At 63.9% G+C, this 15,285-nt stretch carries 17 protein-coding genes; 4 read left to right on the top strand and 13 right to left on the bottom strand.

Annotation, left to right across the window (positions count from 1 at the left end):
- Positions 1-154: 154 nt before the first annotated feature.
- The 10 genes from BMG07_RS24405 to BMG07_RS24360 form a co-directional block, all read right to left on the bottom strand.
- Positions 155-1,186: a DNA-binding protein gene (locus tag BMG07_RS24405; protein WP_198086721.1), complete on the bottom strand. Its 1,032-nt coding sequence runs from the start codon at positions 1,184-1,186 to the stop codon at positions 155-157.
- 178 nt (positions 1,187-1,364) lie between these two features.
- Positions 1,365-2,414, bottom strand: coding sequence for a ParB/RepB/Spo0J family partition protein (locus tag BMG07_RS24400; RefSeq protein ID WP_011114060.1), 1,050 nt, complete (start codon positions 2,412-2,414; stop codon positions 1,365-1,367).
- Positions 2,411-3,175 (bottom strand): ParA family protein, encoded by a 765-nt coding sequence (locus BMG07_RS24395; RefSeq protein ID WP_198086720.1) that lies wholly within the window; start codon positions 3,173-3,175, stop codon positions 2,411-2,413. Before BMG07_RS24395 ends, BMG07_RS24400 begins: the two co-directional genes overlap by 4 nt.
- Positions 3,172-3,474 carry a transcriptional regulator KorA gene (locus BMG07_RS24390; protein ID WP_010890110.1) on the bottom strand — a complete coding sequence of 101 codons (303 nt, stop codon included), beginning with the start codon at positions 3,472-3,474 and terminating at the stop codon, positions 3,172-3,174. The genes BMG07_RS24395 and BMG07_RS24390 overlap by 4 nt, the downstream gene beginning before the upstream one ends.
- A 230-nt stretch (positions 3,475-3,704) precedes the next feature.
- Positions 3,705-4,034 carry a KleE stable inheritance protein gene (kleE, locus tag BMG07_RS24385; protein WP_010890113.1) on the bottom strand — a complete coding sequence of 110 codons (330 nt, stop codon included), beginning with the start codon at positions 4,032-4,034 and terminating at the stop codon, positions 3,705-3,707.
- Between the two features lie 144 nt (positions 4,035-4,178).
- Positions 4,179-4,394, bottom strand: a complete 216-nt coding sequence (locus tag BMG07_RS24380; RefSeq protein ID WP_010890114.1) for a DUF2688 domain-containing protein — start codon at positions 4,392-4,394, stop codon at positions 4,179-4,181.
- Between the two features lie 58 nt (positions 4,395-4,452).
- Complete coding sequence (gene kleA, locus BMG07_RS24375; protein WP_000041932.1) at positions 4,453-4,689, bottom strand: stable inheritance protein KleA; 237 nt, start codon at positions 4,687-4,689, stop codon at positions 4,453-4,455.
- 159 nt (positions 4,690-4,848) lie between these two features.
- Complete coding sequence (korC, locus tag BMG07_RS24370; protein WP_010890115.1) at positions 4,849-5,106, bottom strand: transcriptional repressor KorC; 258 nt, start codon at positions 5,104-5,106, stop codon at positions 4,849-4,851.
- A 16-nt stretch (positions 5,107-5,122) separates the two neighbouring features.
- Positions 5,123-6,328, bottom strand: a complete 1,206-nt coding sequence (locus tag BMG07_RS24365; protein WP_011137972.1) for a hypothetical protein — start codon at positions 6,326-6,328, stop codon at positions 5,123-5,125.
- A gap of 51 nt (positions 6,329-6,379) precedes the next feature.
- Positions 6,380-6,808 carry an antirestriction protein gene (locus tag BMG07_RS24360; RefSeq protein ID WP_001095942.1) on the bottom strand — a complete coding sequence of 143 codons (429 nt, stop codon included), beginning with the start codon at positions 6,806-6,808 and terminating at the stop codon, positions 6,380-6,382.
- Positions 6,809-8,180: 1,372 nt separating this feature from the next.
- Here BMG07_RS24360 and BMG07_RS24355 point away from each other — a divergent pair.
- Positions 8,181-8,321, top strand: a complete 141-nt coding sequence (locus tag BMG07_RS24355) for a hypothetical protein (RefSeq protein ID WP_198086719.1) — start codon at positions 8,181-8,183, stop codon at positions 8,319-8,321.
- 112 nt (positions 8,322-8,433) lie between these two features.
- On the opposite strand, the gene BMG07_RS24350 is transcribed toward BMG07_RS24355, so the two are convergent.
- From BMG07_RS24350 to BMG07_RS24340, 3 genes are all read right to left on the bottom strand, one after another.
- Entirely contained in the window at positions 8,434-11,349 is a 2,916-nt protein-coding gene (locus BMG07_RS24350; RefSeq protein ID WP_003158660.1) for a Tn3-like element IS1071 family transposase, read from the bottom strand.
- Between the two features lie 271 nt (positions 11,350-11,620).
- Positions 11,621-12,841, bottom strand: a complete 1,221-nt coding sequence (trfA, locus tag BMG07_RS24345) for a plasmid replication initiator TrfA (protein WP_176331821.1) — start codon at positions 12,839-12,841, stop codon at positions 11,621-11,623.
- A gap of 46 nt (positions 12,842-12,887) precedes the next feature.
- Positions 12,888-13,229, bottom strand: coding sequence for a single-stranded DNA-binding protein (locus tag BMG07_RS24340; protein WP_000019167.1), 342 nt, complete (start codon positions 13,227-13,229; stop codon positions 12,888-12,890).
- A gap of 113 nt (positions 13,230-13,342) precedes the next feature.
- Here BMG07_RS24340 and BMG07_RS24335 point away from each other — a divergent pair, with 113 nt between their 5' ends.
- From BMG07_RS24335 to trbC, 3 genes are all read left to right on the top strand, one after another.
- Positions 13,343-13,705: a transcriptional regulator gene (locus tag BMG07_RS24335; RefSeq protein WP_011114045.1), complete on the top strand. Its 363-nt coding sequence runs from the start codon at positions 13,343-13,345 to the stop codon at positions 13,703-13,705.
- Between the two features lie 309 nt (positions 13,706-14,014).
- Positions 14,015-14,977: a P-type conjugative transfer ATPase TrbB gene (gene trbB, locus BMG07_RS24330; protein WP_000132020.1), complete on the top strand. Its 963-nt coding sequence runs from the start codon at positions 14,015-14,017 to the stop codon at positions 14,975-14,977.
- Positions 14,978-14,993: 16 nt separating this feature from the next.
- A partial coding sequence (trbC, locus tag BMG07_RS24325; RefSeq protein WP_198086718.1) for a conjugal transfer system pilin TrbC occupies positions 14,994-15,285 on the top strand: 292 nt, incomplete at its 3' end.

Genomic DNA, 15,285 nt, shown 5'->3' with positions numbered 1-15,285 from the left:
TGCCGTGGTTCTCAAAAGGGTGATGGTGGCCCCATGCAAGCCGCGCTCCAACAAAAAAGCCGACCTCGGCAAAGCGAGGCCGGCTCTTCCCAGCGGCCGGGTTGTGCGTTTTGTCAGGGTTCCAGGGTAATTTTAAGGAAAACCAACCGATTTATCAGGTCTTTTTGCGTCCGCCGCTGGTCGGATCGGCCGCCCGGCCTTGCGCAATGACGGTTTCCAGGGCCTCCAGCCGGCCGCGAAGCCCGGCCGCTTCCTCGCGGGCCTGGGCAGCGTCGCGCTTCGCCTGGTCGCGCTCGCCCTGGGCGGCGGTCAGCCGCTCGGCCTGGCGGTGTGCCTCGGCCGCCATCGCCTTGCGCTGCTCCTGGTGGGCCTGCTCGGCCGCCTCGGCCTTGGCCTGCACCTTCACCAGCTCCGCGCGCACCTGGTCGCGCTCGGCGGCGGCCGCCTCGGTGGCCTTCCGCTGCTCGGCCTGAGCGGCGCGCGCCTGGTCGGTCGCCTGGTTCGCCCGCTCCAGGTCGGCACGCAGCTCGCCGGCGCGGCGCTCGATCTCGGCGGTACGGCTGTTCGCGGCCGCGAGGTCGGCCCGCAGGGCCTCCACCTGGTCGGCGCTGACCGTGGCCCTCTCCTGGGCCTTGTCGCGCTCTGCGCGCGCCTGGCGGGCTTCCTGATGGGCGTGATCCAGCTCCGTGCGCAGCTCGCCGGCCCTGGCCTCGGCCGTGGCCGCGCGCTCGCTGGTCGCCGCGAGCTTGCCGCGCAGCTCGTCGGCCTCGCCCTTGGCGGCCGCCTCGACGGCCTCCAGGGCCGCGACGCGGGCCTTGGCCTCGTCCAGCTCGCCGGTGAGCTGGTCGGCCAGCTCTGCGGCTTCCTGGCGCGCTGCTTCCGTCTCCTGGCGCACGGCCTCCAGCGCCTCGCGCTCGGCGGCCAGGCGGTTGTTCGCCATTTCCAGCGCCACGGCCCACAAGTCGCCGCCCAGCTCGGCCAGCTTGTCGGTGATCGCCTGCGGTGCCGGCTCGCGGATCGGGGCGGCCTGGCTGGCCTTGCGTGCGCGCCACTCGTTCATCGCCTCGCTGATGGTGGTGAAGCTGCCGCTGCCGAGCTGCTTGCGCACGTTCGCCAGCGTGGGGTTCTGGCCGGCCGCGTCCAGTTCGTCGGCCACCGCAAATATCTGCTCCTTCGAGATCGCCATGTCGGGCCTCCTTTGGCCGGTTGTATGTTGTAGCGTGTAGCATACTACAACATACAACACTACGCAAGCGGTTTAGCTGAACTTTTTTTAGCGGCTAAAACGCGGGCAAAAAAAGCCCCGCTCGATGGCGGGGCGATGGGTGGGGGTCGGTGGTCGGCGATGCCCGGCGCTGGGCGTGTCAGCCCTCCAGCAGCGCGACAAGCTGCACGGTGCCAAGGTCGGCCTCGAACTCCTGGCCGTCATCCTCGTATTTGAGCCAGGCCCAGCCCTCGGCCGGGGGCCGGCGGTTGAGGATCAGCCGTGCCGGCCGGTCGTCGTGCTTGACCTGGATGATGGCCTTCTTGAGCTTGTCGGGGTCGGCCTCCTTCGGCTCCTTCTTCCCCTTGGCGTCATCATCCTGCGGCCCCTGCTCGCCGTCGCCGGCCTCGGCGTCGGTCTTGCCGGTCAGCGCATCGACGGTGTTGGGATCACGGTCGCCGTCCTCGTGACTGCGCTTGTCCTCCAGGAACTCGCGCAGCAGCTTCACCGAGCCGCGCGTCAGCTCCTGGCTGTCGTCGGCCAGCCAGGCGGCCACCTCGTCGGGGTTCTTCTTGTAGGCCGTCACCAGCTCGTTGATGACAGTCACGTCCTTGCCCCGGCCGCTATTGAACGCCTCGGCAATGGGTTCGGGCAAGTCCAGCAGCGTGACGTGCTGCGTGACGAAGGCCGGCGACTTGCCGATCTCCTTGGCGATCTCGCCCTTCTTCTTGCCCTTCGCCAGCTCGCGGCCGATGAAGTCGGCGATCTCACGCGCCGTCAGCTCGTTGCGTTGCAGGTTCTCGATAACCTGGTCGGCCTCGTTGTAGTCGTTGTCGATGAAGGCCGGGATCGTGGTCTTGTGCGCCCACTTCGAGCCGCGATAGCGCCGCGCGCCGTGGTTGATGAGGTAGCGCCCCGGTGCGTCCGGGTTCTCGCGCACGCTGATGGGCGACTTCACGCCGCGCGCTTTGATCGTCTCGCCGATCTCCGCGATGCTCTCCGGCGAGAAGCCGGGGTTGTCGGCCGTGCGCGGCTGGTGCGGGTCTTCGTCGATCAGGTCAAGCGGCAGCTCCTGCGGGCCTGCGCCGCCGGCGTTGGCCGCCGGCTGCTCGTTCAGCAGGCCGGCCAGGTCGCCCAGCCCGTCCAGGCCCAGCCCGGACGATTGCGGCTTGTCCTGCTCCTTCTTCTTGGCGTTGGTCTTGGCGCTCATTGCGCGATCTCCATCTTCGTGAACACGTAATCCGCCAGCGCACGCACCTCCTGGGTGGCCTTCCGCGCGGCGGTCTTCTTGATCTTCCACACCGGCATCTGCTCGCCCAGCGCCTCGGCGATGCTGTCACGCGCGCCGATGCTGAACGGCAAGATGAACTGCGGGTATGCCTGCTGCAACGTCGCCAGGTTGTTGACGTGGCGCGGCTTCCGCGCGTCCACCTTGTTCGGCACCATGCCGAGGAAGCGCAGCTTGGGGTTCTGCTTGCGCAGGTTGCTGATGACCGCGACCATCTTCTTCATGCCCTGCAAGCTGTACGCCTCCATTTCGATGGGCGACAGCATGTAGTCGGCCGTCAGCACAGCCGCCGTCATGGCGACGCCAAGGGAGGGGGCCGTGTCGATCAGGCACACGTCGAAGAACTCGCCCAGCGCGGCCACACTGGCCCGCAGCGCGGCGGCCGCCTGGGAAAGCTCCATCTTGTCCAGGTTCGCCAGGTTGGCGTCTGCCGCGATCAGCGCCAGGCTCTCGCCCTCGCGCTTGCCAAACCAATACCGCAGGTCATCGGTGTCGCCGGTGAACAACTGGCTGGCGAGGTAGCCCGATTGGTACGCCGACAGCGTGAACGATGCGTTGCCCTGGGTGTCCAGGTCGATCACGGCCACGCGAAGGCCGCGCTCCAGGAAGTCGAATGCCAGGTGGCAGGTGGCGAACGTCTTGCCTTGACCGCCCTTCTGAATTGCCGTGACCAGTGTTTTCATGACTTGGGTTCCTGTTTCCTCTTGGCGTCTGCTTCCCACTTCTTGACGATGAACGCTTGATGCTCCGGCAGTACCGCCGTCACTCGCTCGAAGCCCTCGGGGAGCTGTTCCCCTGCTGCTGCCCATACGCGACTGACCGCCTGCGACACCGCCCCCTTGGTCAGCCCCAGCGAAGTGACAAACTCCGCCTGGGGCCGGCCATCGACCAGCACGCCGCGCGCTATGTCGATGGTCTGCTGCCCGATCTCCAGCCCCTTGATGGCCGTCTGGAATTGGGCTTCGGTTAGCCGTTTCTTCATGGATTGCACCCATAACACTCCACACCCGGTTTGTTGAACAAATGGCGGTGCCAGCCGCCGACCATGCGCAGAAGTTTAGCTAAACCATGCGAAGCCGTCAAGCGTTTTAGCGGCTAAAAATTTGTTCGCGCCTTGTCGATGGCCGATGCCGTTGCGGCCGTCGCCCGCGCCTGTCGCCAGTGGTCGGCTCCACGAAGCCAGGCGGGTAGGGGAGGGTCTGCTTTGCCATGTCAAAGCCCTTTCGGTTTGTAGATCGAAACGAAGTAGGTGATCGCGGTCAGTGCTGCGAAGTACGCCAGGAACGACCAGCCGGCATACACGCCAGGCGTGTTCCAGTGGTAGAGCATCCGCACGAACTGGAAGAAGGTGATGATCGCCAGCACCCACTTGAGCACCGGCCAGACCAGCACGGTCGCCACCCATACGAACTTGACCAGGCCGGCCACCAGGCCCCGGCCTTCGGCCTTGGGTGCGGCAGGCGCAGCAGCGGGCGCGGCAGGCTGCACCGGCTCGGGAGCCGGCGGCTTGCTCGCCCTGGGGAACTTGACGATGTTGGACATGGCTTGACCCTCCACGCGGTTACGTGTTGAATGCTGGATGCTCCCACTCGGAAGCATGGTTACGGTGTGCCAGCACCAGGCCAAGCGCCCCGGATCACTCCGGGGCGTTCCTCCACCTGGGGCCGTCGAACGTGTGGAATGCCGTCATTGCAGCGTCGCTCCGCTCATACGTCGCACGGCCGCCGCCAGCAGCATTTCCGTCAGCTCGTTATCTTCCTCCGGCGTGATGCAGCCGCCGCAGATGCTGCCGAACTTCTCGCGGGCATCATCGGCGCCGATGATGGTGTGGCTCAAGGTTCGGATGCTCTTGCCGCAGCGCCGGCAGCACGTCTCGATGATCTCGATCTTGCCTTTGCTCATGGGACTGTTTCCTCTTGGCGTTCCGTTGATGACCCGGCCGAAGCCGGGCCGCCTTCCCTTACCAGCCGACGCTGCGCTTGGCCTGCTCGACCGCTTGGCTCGACCATTCGCCCTTGGCACTGGCCTCCAGGCTCAAGGCGGCGAAATAGGCTTTGCCGCGCAGCTCTTCCGCCTGCTTCACCAGCTCGGCCGCCTCGGCCATCGTGGCCTCGATCTGGTCGCGGCGGGCTTGGAAGTCGGTGGCTTCCACATTCGGCAGGGCGTCAACCCAAGGCATGATCTTGTTCTTGCTCATCGGAACCTCTCCGGTAATCGACCTGGGCGGAATGCCCGGCCTTCAAGTGCTATATTAGGACAAAATGTCCTAGCCTGTCAAGCACTTTAGCTAAACTATTTTCGCTTTACCGTAGTCCGATGCCTAGCACTTTAGCCGCTAAAGCCTCTTTCCCTGGCGTCAAACCTCTTTCCAGATCAGCCCGAGGCCGGCGTAGTCGCACAGCAGCGCCCACGCGGCATAAGGGATCGGCGTGTCCTCGCCCACCCATCGCCGGATCGTCCGGTCGCCCTTCGGGCCGAGGCCCAGCACCTTCGCGGCTTTGCCGCCGGTGAGGCCCGCCAGGCGCAGCACCTCGCGCACCTCTTCGCCGCTCGGCTGCGCCCACCGCTCGGCCGGCTTCAAACACTCCAGCCGGATATTGGCGTCGTTCGTCATTCGTTTCTTCTCCTGGTCACGTGATAAGCCGCAGTTGGTCGAATCCGTAGATCGACTGAATGCAGCTCGGGTCTGAATCCACCACACGGCGGCCCGCGCGGTTGGTCTTGTATGTCACCGGCCGGTCGTCATGCGCCCACACCTGGCGGGTGTCTGGATGCACCTTCACGATGATGACGCGCTTGCCGATCTCCTTGGCGAACACCGGATGGTGGACGCTCACGATCTCGCACCGTTGGCCTGGTGCGGGCGTGAACTCCACCAGGTCGGCCGGGCCTGCATCGTCATTCCTGGCGGTGCTGCAGGATGCTTCGCCTGCGCCCGGCATCGTCGCTTCTGGCGATACAGGCCCAGCCTCGGCCTTGCAATCGTCAGCTTTGGCGGTGCTGCAGCGCATCGCCGTTTCCGCCGATGCGGGATCTCGCTCGCGGCCCCCGGCCTTTCCCTTGGCGTTCGACCTGGCGGCCCTGGCCGCCTTGACCTTGCCCGCCGCCTCGGCCGCCCAGCGCCGCGCGATGAACGCCTTGTGCGCCGGCAGCACCACATCGACCAAGACGAAGCCCGGCGGGATCGTCACGGTCGCCGGCTCGCGCCGCGCCGGCGGCACCAGGCCGGCCAGCCAATCGGGCAGGGGAGCGTCGGCCAAGCGGTCGCGGTAGTTGGCCTCGATCAACACCGGCCGCTTCTTCTCGGCCAGCATGGCCGTCAGGATGCCGCGCGCAACCTCGTCCACGGTCATGCAGCCCCGCGCCGTGTCGAAGTGCGAGCGATAGCCCGTCGCCGAGATAAACGGCCTGTCCAGGTCAACCGCGTGGAACTGAAAATGCGCGTTGAGCGGCCCGCCATAACCGGCCTCGTACTCCACCAGGGCGCGCACGTCGCCCGCCACGGCCAGGAACTGGCCGCGCTGGCCCCACAAGGGCACGTCCCCCGGCACCGCAGCGCAATGCCGCTCGATGACGCGGCCGGCGGCCTCGTCGTCGGCCATGCACCCGAAGTTCGTGCCGCCGTTCAGCTTCCAGATGATCGCCTCGTATCGGTCGCCGGCCAGCTCGGCCGCCGCCCCGTCGCCGCGCATGACAGCCGCGTCGATCTCCACCACGGCCGCAACGGCCGCAGCCAGCAGGCCGTCACGGTCTGCCGGCAGCTCGGCCAGCAGCTCGGCCGCCGGCGCGCTCCAGTCCTGGCCCGCCTGGGCCGGTTGCTTTGTTCGCTTCGCCATCGCTTGACGTGCTCCTGGTGCAGCCCCGGCCGGAGCCGGGGCCGCCCCTCATCAGTCAATAGCCCGGTAGATCGCAGCGGCCTCGGGGTGGCCGGCCGCGAAGCCGCGCAGGAAGTGATAGCGGTCGATCAGGGCGTCGGCCGCGTCCGTGCCGGCGATCTCGGCCGCGAGCTGGCCGAGCGCGAACAGGGTTGCGACAATGCCGGCGGCGTCGGCCGACAGTTCGCCCCGGAAGCCGTTGCCGTCTACCTCGATCTCCAGGCGCTCGGCCAGGTCGGGGGCCAGGTAGAAACCGCCGTCCGACAGGGTGTAGTAGTGCCAATACGCGCCGTTGTAGCGTTCGCAGAGCCGGCGCAGCCAGGCGTACACAAGGGCCTCGCCGCGCATCATCAGGCGCGGGCCGAAGTAGGTAGGCAAGAAGTCGAGGCGCTGGGCCTCGGCGACCAGGGAAGCGGTGACGGGTTGGTCTTGGGTGTTCATCGGAACTCTCCGGTAGTTGACCTGGGCGACATGCCCGGCCTTCAAGACGTATATTAGGACAAAATGTCCTAACCTGTCAAGCACTTTAGCTAAACTTTAGCCGCTAAACTGTTCTACGGCGGGCAGGACTACGAGACGATCCTGCACGACGACGCGCACGACTGAATTCCCCCGCTTCCTGACACTTGAGGGGCGCAATCACGCCCTGGACCTGGCAGGCCGACCCCTCCCTTGGAGTTCAACCTTGCGGCCTTCGAGCTGGAGCCATCTTCCGACTTGGCGACGGCGCAGGAGTCACCGCGCCTTGACAGTTGGGGAGTCCAGAGGGGGCCTTGGCCCCCTTTGGAAGAGCACGAACTTCTGCCAGGCGCTTGCGCCTGGCTATGGTCAGCCGCAGCGCCGTAGGCGCTCCATTCTTGGGGTGAAGGCCGTAGGCCGAGGGGCAACGCCCCTGGGGGGATGGGAGGCCGCTTTAGCGGCCGGGTGGGATCGAGAAGGGGGGGCACCCCCCTTCGGCGGCCGATCATTCTGCGGGGCACCTTGGGCCGGTTTGCCGCTTTTTTCGACACCCGGTTATAACAACTAGGTTTAATATAAAGGTTATGAAGGGTTAAAAGCCGGTTAGCTTGACCGGAAAACGCGCGCAAGCCGTTGATACGCCAAGGAAAAGGCTCGAAGGGCCGCCCCTCAAGGGTCAATGGATAAGCCCCTCAAGGGTCAATAGTCTGCCCGTCAAGTGTCAAGGATCGCGCCCCTCATCTGTCAGCACCCCCGCCCCTCAAGTGTCAGTACGGCAAGGGCCTTGCCAACAGGCTTATCCACAACTTCTGTGGATAAAGCCAGCCCGATCAAGCACATAGGCCGCCTCGACGGCCTCCGGCGCGGCTCCAGCCGGCCGATTTCGAGGCCGGCCCCTCATCTGTCAGCATCGCGCCGGAGTGCGCTGCCCCCCAAGTGTCAATAAACGCCCCTCAACTGTCACCAGCCGGCGTTTTGTCCCCAAACGATCCACAAGGCCGACCAGGCAGCGCCGGCCCTCTATGGCCCCGAGAAGGGGCCAGAAAGGCCCGCCAGGGCCTCGTAGCCTAGCGGCGAGGGCCACCGGCCCGGTGAGCGTCGGGAAGGCGCTGGAAGCCCGCCAGGGGCGAGACGGGCGGCCGTGGCCGCCTGGCTCGATGCGTAGCACGACATAGCCGGTTCTCGCGGCCGCCGGCCGGGAGAATCCCCCGCAGCTTGGCCCCTCAAATGTCAAAGAGTGGATCTCATCGTCGGAAGTGGCGATGCGAGATCCAGCGGCTGTGGCGATGGTCGACCGTGGCCAGGACGTGGCCAGGACGTGGCCAGGACGTGGCCAGCCTCGCCGGAAGTGACGATGCTGCAGCTCGACGTGCGCGAGCTGGTGCGCGGTACTGCCTCGCCGGAAGTGACGATGCTGCAGCTCGACGTGCGCGAGCTGGTGCGCGGTACTGCCTCGCCGGAAGTGGGGTCTCCTCGTTTTCAGTGCAATAAGTGACGGTACGAAAAGCTAGCACTGGCGCGGAGGTGGTGTTGGTAGATCGTTGATTTCATTGACTTTCCTGTTCACTTTCAAATCTGCGATTCGTGGCGTCAAACCGTGGTCGGTTTCATCCATTGGTGCCAGTTATCGATGCATTTGGCCGCGAAGGCAGGATTTGGTCAGCATAGCGGTCAACCGGGAAGCGAAACACACCCCGCAAGTTGATGCTCTCCAGCCTGGTGGGCGCAATCTTCCCGATCAGTTCCGGTGGAATGACCTGGCGGCGGTTCGACCAGCGATCCAGGACCGCCTGCATCTGTGAGGTATTCCACGCCATCACGATGTTGGCCATCAGGCTCAACGCATCGGCCACAGCCTGCATTTCATCGACACGTTTGGCCTGCGCCGGGCTGATCCGGCCGGTATAAATGGCGCGCTTGAGGGCGTTAACAGCCTCGCCCCGATTGAGCACCCGGCGCAACTCGTTCCTGAAAGCGTCCTTGACAAAGTAGTCAGCCAAAAACGCCGTACGCAGCAACCGCCCCAATTGCACGCCAGCCTCATAGATTGGATCGCCCTGGGCGGCAGAACCGAACCGCGCAAGAGCTGCCACCGCACTGGCATGTCCGCTCATGACCGAGGCTGCCAGGTGCACCAGACTATCCCAATGCTTTTCGATCAAAGCGACGTCGACATTGGCTTCGCACACCGCAGCGATTTCTGCGGGCACTTTGGTGCCGCGTGGCACAAAGAGGTGGCGCTGTTTGAGTTCCTTCAACCGCGGGCAAAGATCAAAACCAAGCAAACGGGCATGTGACATGGCAAAGTCGGTGTAGCCATGGGTATCCACAGCAAGCTGGCTGGTCTCCAGCTTTTCTTGGCGGATGACACCTTCAATGGCCACGCCCGCCTGGCGCTCATTGAGCACAAAGGGCTGCGCATGGAAGATGCCCCACCGGTCTTTTACATGGGAGTAGATTCCAATGGAAGGTGTGTTGCGCCGAGGATCAAGCCGGGCTTGCCACACCCGTTTGGTGGTCTCCATGGTCATCATGTCAGAAGATGCCAAATCGGACCGCCCCCAGGTGGCGGCAATCGGGTGTCGCTGCATGAATTCCAGCACAGCCTGGCAGGCCTGGCTCAGACGCCGTTCGTCCCGCGCCCAGCGCATGGCCTGGCGAATGCTGGTGGCAGACAATTGCGGAATCATGCGCGCGCATTCGACCGCAGTCAGACTGGTGCCGTGGGCCATGATGCCGGCATAGACCATCAGCAGCTCGTCGGTAGAGCGCGGCTCACGTCCGAGCATGATCCAGCTAAAGCGCACCTGGGCGTCAACGGCCAGAATCACTTCCGGCAATTGAACCTCACCGATGCGGTGATCCAAAGCCGCGCGCAGCTTGGTCACTTCTGGGTCTTCGTCCTCTGCGGGCAATGGCGACAAATGGAGTTCATCATCCACGCGCAGTACGCCACTGCGGGCTGCAGCGGCCACCGCATCGACACCGGCAGTTACTCTGGCCAGCAAAGGCTTCAAGAAAGTGGCAGCCTTGCTGGGTAACGATAGACGGGCATAGTGTTTCTTGGACTCTGCCTGCCAACGCTCGTCCGTGAAGAACAAGCGCGCACGACCCCGAAAGCTCAGGCTGTGCTCAATCCAGACCGAGCCATTGCGCACCGCGCGGCGCAGGGCAAACAGGGTGGCCACCTCCAACGCCTGAAACGCCCGTTCCCGGTCTGGGCTGGAGATCGAAACCTGCCAGATCATTCCCAGACTTGGTGCCACCACTTCAACTGGCAGCTTTCTGGATCCTTTGAGATATAAAGCTTGCAGCTTGGCAAGGTACTCGATGGCAGGATGCTCGCCGGTGGCCTGCCAGGGCAGCTTTGCAATGGCGACGAGCAACGACCGCACGGGGCGAATTCCATCAATCAATCCCTCGCGGACCAGGGAGGCCCTGCTCGGTGGTTTGCGTTTCTGGGTTTCGGTGATCAAGGCTTCAAGACGGGCACGCAACTCAGCATCTGGCACCGCACCTTGCGCGCTCAAGGCAACAAGTTCGCCGAGCAGCGTTTTGTACATTGCGGCCCAATTGACGGTAGCGGGGACATCGGCGGCAGCCTGACGCCACAGATCGGCGATCCGGCGCTGCACCATAAGGATCAACTGGTCTGTGGTGGTGAACAGGCAATACCGAAGAAAGCATGCGACCTCCACGGTGCGCGCTGGCTCTTTGATCTTGGCTCCGGCTGAGGGCGGCCTGGAGACAAGTCGGCGCGCGTAGCGGCGCAAGATGAGATCGGGGATGTCTGCCAGGTGCTTATGAACGTCCAGCGTGTAAAGCAGGTCGATGCGCTCCAGTACCTCGCTGATTTGGCGGGTTGAGTGTTTCGCCGGTGCAGCCCATAGCCAACTCTGCTGGGTTTGTCCATCTGGGCGCAGCTCTGAAACTGAGGCTCGCCAGCGATCAAGTGTTGCTGGATCAACGCTGGCGGCGATGGCGGTGCCTGTTTCAACTTCAAGCTGGGCAAGTGCCGCCGCAATCAGTGTCCGAATTGCCCGCTCGTGCACGATCACCAGCTTGTTCTTGTACAGCCATTGACGCGCCCGCACGAGTAGCTGATCGCGGTCGGCGCAGCGCGCCACTTCGTCGCGCAGTTCACGTACCAGTGAGCGGCGCTGGTGCTCGCTCATCCACTGGAATCCAAGGACCGTGCAGGCTACTTGTTGGTGATCGAATAGCGTGCGCCCGCGTTCATACATGGCTCTCAGCGAGGCGACTTCTGGTGCTGCAATGCCAAGCTCGTTGCCAAGGTGGCGCCACAAGGCTACTGGAATTACCCGAAAGGCACCGAGCAAACGCCCACTCATGCGCAGGAAACCAATATGGAGCGCCAGACCAAGCTTGTGGGAATCACCTCGGCGTGCATTGATTGCGTCGCGCTCGGCACCATCGAAGGTGAAAAATGCCTTCATCTCGAAGTCGCTGATATCGCGGGGGAGCCCACGCATCCCCAAAAACGTTGTGTGCCAACCCTGCATCGTGAACCTCAAAAGTGGGAGGCCACCATACCCGTTTACAAAGCGAACAGGAAAGTCAATGAAATCAACGGTCTACCCAGACCACCCCCGCGCCAGTGCTAGCTTTGCGTACCGTCACTTATTGCACTGAAAACGAGGAGACCCCGAAGTGGCGATGCTGCAGCTCGACGTGCGCGAGCTGGTGCGCGGTACTGCCTCGCCGGAAGTGGCGATGCTCGAGAAAAAAAGCCGCCTCGATCTCGGGCGGCTCCAGGGGAGGGCAGGGGGGCGATCACCGCTTGCAATGCACCAGGTCGTCGTTCACCCACGCACTTTCGACCAGGCCGTTTTCGCGCAGCTCGTCGCACGCTTCGCCTACCTGCTCGCGCCACTTCTTCGGCCGGGTGGAATCCGAGCCGCACATCAGCCGGAACGTCTCCAGCTTGAGCGGGTACGGCTCCTTGTGGGTGGCGAAGTAGTCGAACATGCGCCGCGCGGTGGGCGACAGCTTGCGGTACTTCTCCCACACGAATTTCGTGTAGTGGTCGCCGGCGAACAGCACCACGATTTCGGCGTCGATCTCGACCTGGCAGCGCGACGTGCGCTTGCCGCGATCCAGGACGCGGAAGCGCCGGATCAGCGACACCGATTCGAGCCGGCCGATGCGTTGGGATGAGAACTGCATGGCCGACGCCTGGAGCCGCGTCAGGCATTCCTCGGCCCTTGTGTAGTACCGACCGTTGATTGACCAGTCCAAGTCCTGGCAAAGCTCGTAGAACGTGAAGGAAACCGGCTCTCCGAGCGCGGTGCGCTTCGCGTACTCCAGCACCTGGGCGAATACCAGCTCGTCGTCGTCGGCGCGCAGCTCGATCCCGGTGTAGGTGATCTCCACGTCTTTGTTGACGTGGTAGATCGACTGGCCTTGCAGCGCGGCGCGCGGCACCTTCTTGTTGCGGACGGTGAAGATCGCCGACCGCCCGAAGTCGTTGGGCAGTGCCCGCATGTGATCCGGCCAGGGAGCCAGGTCGAACAGCGAGAGCTGCATGTCCTTGATCTGCTGCTTCGTGTGCTTGAGCAAGGCCGTCTGCTTGGCCTCGCTGACCTTCTCGGCCAGCTCACCGCCGGCCGTTCGCTTCTTGGTCGCCATCGCACTACTCCGTTTTTCCTGGGCCAGCGCGCCGATCTGCTCGGCCATCTTGTTCACGGCGGTGCGCGGTTCGGGCGGCAGGCCCATCGTGCGCGCAAGCTCGGCCGATTCCTGCGCCATGCGCTCGGATCGCTCGACGGCGGCACTTGCCGGCGTCGGTAGCTTCGGCGGCAAAGCCGCCTCGTTGTCGCCGGCCGTGGCCGGCAGCTCGAAGAGGGAACCGGCGGGGCGGAAGGCCCCGCCGGCGCTGCCCGAGTCCCTGCGAGCGGCGGCGGTACGGGCGGCAAGGTCGGTGGCGTCGGCTTCGCTAAGCCCGCCCTCGATGAGCTTTCGCCTGTATTCCTGCTCGTTGAACTCGTTCTGCATCTAATCTCCCTCCTAGCATACTGCCCGGCCGTGGCCGGGCCTGGCCTTACTGGCCGCCGCCTGGCGCTTTGGTGTCCAGGTATTCGATTTCCTCGGCGATGAAATCGAACCCGTATTCGGTCTTGCCGTCCTTCTCGTACTTCGTCGGCTCGATGCGGCCCTGGACGAACACCTTGGAGCCTTTGCCCAGGTACTTGCCCGCGTTCTCGGCCAGGCCGCCGAACGACTTGATGCGGAAGAAGTCCGTCTGCTCCTGCTTCGCACCGGCTGCGTTGCGCCACACGCGATTGACAGCCAGGTCGAAAACGGCGCGGGCGCTGTTTTCGCTATGGCGAACGTCGGTATCGCGGGTAAGATTACCGATAAACTGGAACAGGTTGTGGCTCATTCGTCATGCTCCTTTCGCTAATGGAGTCGTCAGTTTAGCTAAACCTGCGTCCGTGGTCAAGAACTTTAGCGGCTAAAATTTTCTGCCGCCCGCACCGAGAAGGCATACGGGCCTTGTACAACTACATCTTCTTCACGAACGTGCTCCGGCTGCTCGATGAGCGGCACATGACGAAAAAGGAGCTATCGGACAGGTCGGGGGTTTCGATCTCCTTCCTGTCCGATCTCACTACTGGCAAAGCCAACCCCTCCCTAAAGGTGATGGAGGACATTGCGCAGGCCCTTGAAACTCCCCTGCCGCTCCTGCTTGAATCGACCGACCTGGACAAAGAAGCCCTTGACACCCTGGCCGGCGGCAAGGCACCCCGAAGCCTGCCGCCAGGCTTCGAGCGCGTGGCGGCTGTGCTGCCAGAACACCAGGCGTTCATCGTCAAGAAGTGGGGCGAAGCGACAAGGAAGAAACTTAGAGGGAGTTGACGCCAGGATGTGAGAAGGGAAGGGAAGCGGCGCGGAACTGAGCCACAAGAGCCAGCCAAGTTTTAGCCGCTAAAGCCCGCCGGGGTGGCTCAACCCCCGGACAACCCATAACGCAAACGCCACGGGTTCGGCGCGAGGGCGCACGGAGCATGCGCCGCGTTGTCGCCTCTTTCGCCCCTGCAATCCGCGATGCAACGTCGCGGCCGAAGTCACCCTTGTGCGCTTCGGTGTTGCGGTCGAAATTAGTTCGGTATATCGTATGAACCTGTGTAGAATGCGCGAAACGCAACGGCATACAGGGCATACGGAATGACCGACCAGAAACCAGAACACAACAGCATCAAGGAACGGGCGAAGAAGAAGCTCGAACGCGACATGGGGCCGGAGCTGCTGGCCGCCCTCAACGATCCCAAGACCGTTGAAATCATGCTCAACGCGGACGGCAAGCTCTGGCTTGAACGCCTGGGCGAGCCGATGAAGTGCATCGGCACGCTGCGCGTCGCGCAGGCGCAAGCCATCATCGAAACCATCGCGGGCTACCACGGCAAGGAAGTCACGCGCTCCAAGCCGATCCTGGAAGGCGAGCTGCCCCTTGATGGCAGTCGCTTCGCCGGCCAGCTCCCGCCGGTTGTGCCCGCACCCACCTTCGCCATTCGGAAGAAGGCCGTCGCCATCTTCACGCTCGATCAGTACGTCGAACGCGGAATCATGACCGCGCCGCAGCGCGAGGCATTGATTGCAGCGGTGCGCGCGCACCGGAACATCCTTGTGATCGGCGGCACCGGCTCGGGCAAGACCACGCTGGTGAACGCGATCATCAACGAGATGGTGATTCAAGACCCGACCGAGCGGGTTTTCATCATCGAGGACACCGGCGAAATCCAGTGCGCCGCCGAGAACTACGTCCAGTACCACACCAGCATCGACGTGAACATGACGGCGCTGCTGAAAACCACCCTCCGCATGCGCCCCGACCGAATCCTGGTCGGCGAGGTGCGCGGCCCCGAAGCCCTTGATCTGTTGATGGCCTGGAACACCGGGCACGAAGGAGGTGCTGCAACCCTGCACGCAAACAACGCCAAAGCTGGATTGGATCGGCTCGCCATGCTCATCAGCATGCACCCCGATTCCCCGAAACCCATTGAACCGCTTATCGGCGAGGCGGTTCACGTGGTTGTTCATATCGCCCGCGTCGAAGGCTCGCGGCGCATCCAGGAAATCTTGGAGGTTTCCGGGTTCGCCAACGGCCAGTACATCACCAAAACCCTCTGACTAGGAGTTACGACCAATGCAAGCAACCTTCCCGGCATTCCGCCTCAACCGCAACGCCCTGTTCTACATGGGCCTCTTCGCCCTCCTGGCGTTCTTCCTGCTGGCCCCCCAGCACGCATTCGCCTCCGAGGGCACCGGCGGCTCTCTGCCGTATGAGAGCTGGCTGACCAACCTCCGCAACTCCGTCACCGGCCCGGTGGCCTTCGCGCTGTCGATCATCGGCATCGTGGTCGCCGGCGGCATCCTGATCTTCGGCGGCGAACTCAACGGCTTCTTCCGCACGTTGATCTTCATCGTCCTGGTCATGG

It is taken from the genome of Variovorax sp. E3 (assembly GCF_016082275.1).
GTDB lineage: Bacteria > Pseudomonadota > Gammaproteobacteria > Burkholderiales > Burkholderiaceae_C > Variovorax.
This window is presented reverse-complemented; position numbering and strand designations above follow the sequence as displayed.

Bases quoted from the DNA above. Each gene is read 5' to 3' on its own strand.
- BMG07_RS24350 (WP_003158660.1), bottom strand. From the start codon at position 11,349: ATGCAGGGTTGGCACACAACGTTTTTGGGGATGCGTGGGCTCCCCCGC.
- BMG07_RS24360 (WP_001095942.1), bottom strand. From the start codon at position 6,808: ATGAACACCCAAGACCAACCCGTCACCGCTTCCCTGGTCGCCGAGGCC.
- trfA (WP_176331821.1), bottom strand. From the start codon at position 12,841: ATGCAGAACGAGTTCAACGAGCAGGAATACAGGCGAAAGCTCATCGAG.
- BMG07_RS24400 (WP_011114060.1), bottom strand. From the start codon at position 2,414: ATGAGCGCCAAGACCAACGCCAAGAAGAAGGAGCAGGACAAGCCGCAA.
- BMG07_RS24380 (WP_010890114.1), bottom strand. From the start codon at position 4,394: ATGAGCAAAGGCAAGATCGAGATCATCGAGACGTGCTGCCGGCGCTGC.
- kleA (WP_000041932.1), bottom strand. From the start codon at position 4,689: ATGAGCAAGAACAAGATCATGCCTTGGGTTGACGCCCTGCCGAATGTG.
- kleE (WP_010890113.1), bottom strand. From the start codon at position 4,034: ATGTCCAACATCGTCAAGTTCCCCAGGGCGAGCAAGCCGCCGGCTCCC.
- BMG07_RS24340 (WP_000019167.1), bottom strand. From the start codon at position 13,229: ATGAGCCACAACCTGTTCCAGTTTATCGGTAATCTTACCCGCGATACC.
- BMG07_RS24395 (WP_198086720.1), bottom strand. From the start codon at position 3,175: ATGAAAACACTGGTCACGGCAATTCAGAAGGGCGGTCAAGGCAAGACG.
- BMG07_RS24355 (WP_198086719.1), top strand. From the start codon at position 8,181: ATGCTGCAGCTCGACGTGCGCGAGCTGGTGCGCGGTACTGCCTCGCCG.
- BMG07_RS24405 (WP_198086721.1), bottom strand. From the start codon at position 1,186: ATGGCGATCTCGAAGGAGCAGATATTTGCGGTGGCCGACGAACTGGAC.
- trbB (WP_000132020.1), top strand. From the start codon at position 14,015: ATGACCGACCAGAAACCAGAACACAACAGCATCAAGGAACGGGCGAAG.
- BMG07_RS24390 (WP_010890110.1), bottom strand. From the start codon at position 3,474: ATGAAGAAACGGCTAACCGAAGCCCAATTCCAGACGGCCATCAAGGGG.
- BMG07_RS24365 (WP_011137972.1), bottom strand. From the start codon at position 6,328: ATGGCGAAGCGAACAAAGCAACCGGCCCAGGCGGGCCAGGACTGGAGC.
- korC (WP_010890115.1), bottom strand. From the start codon at position 5,106: ATGACGAACGACGCCAATATCCGGCTGGAGTGTTTGAAGCCGGCCGAG.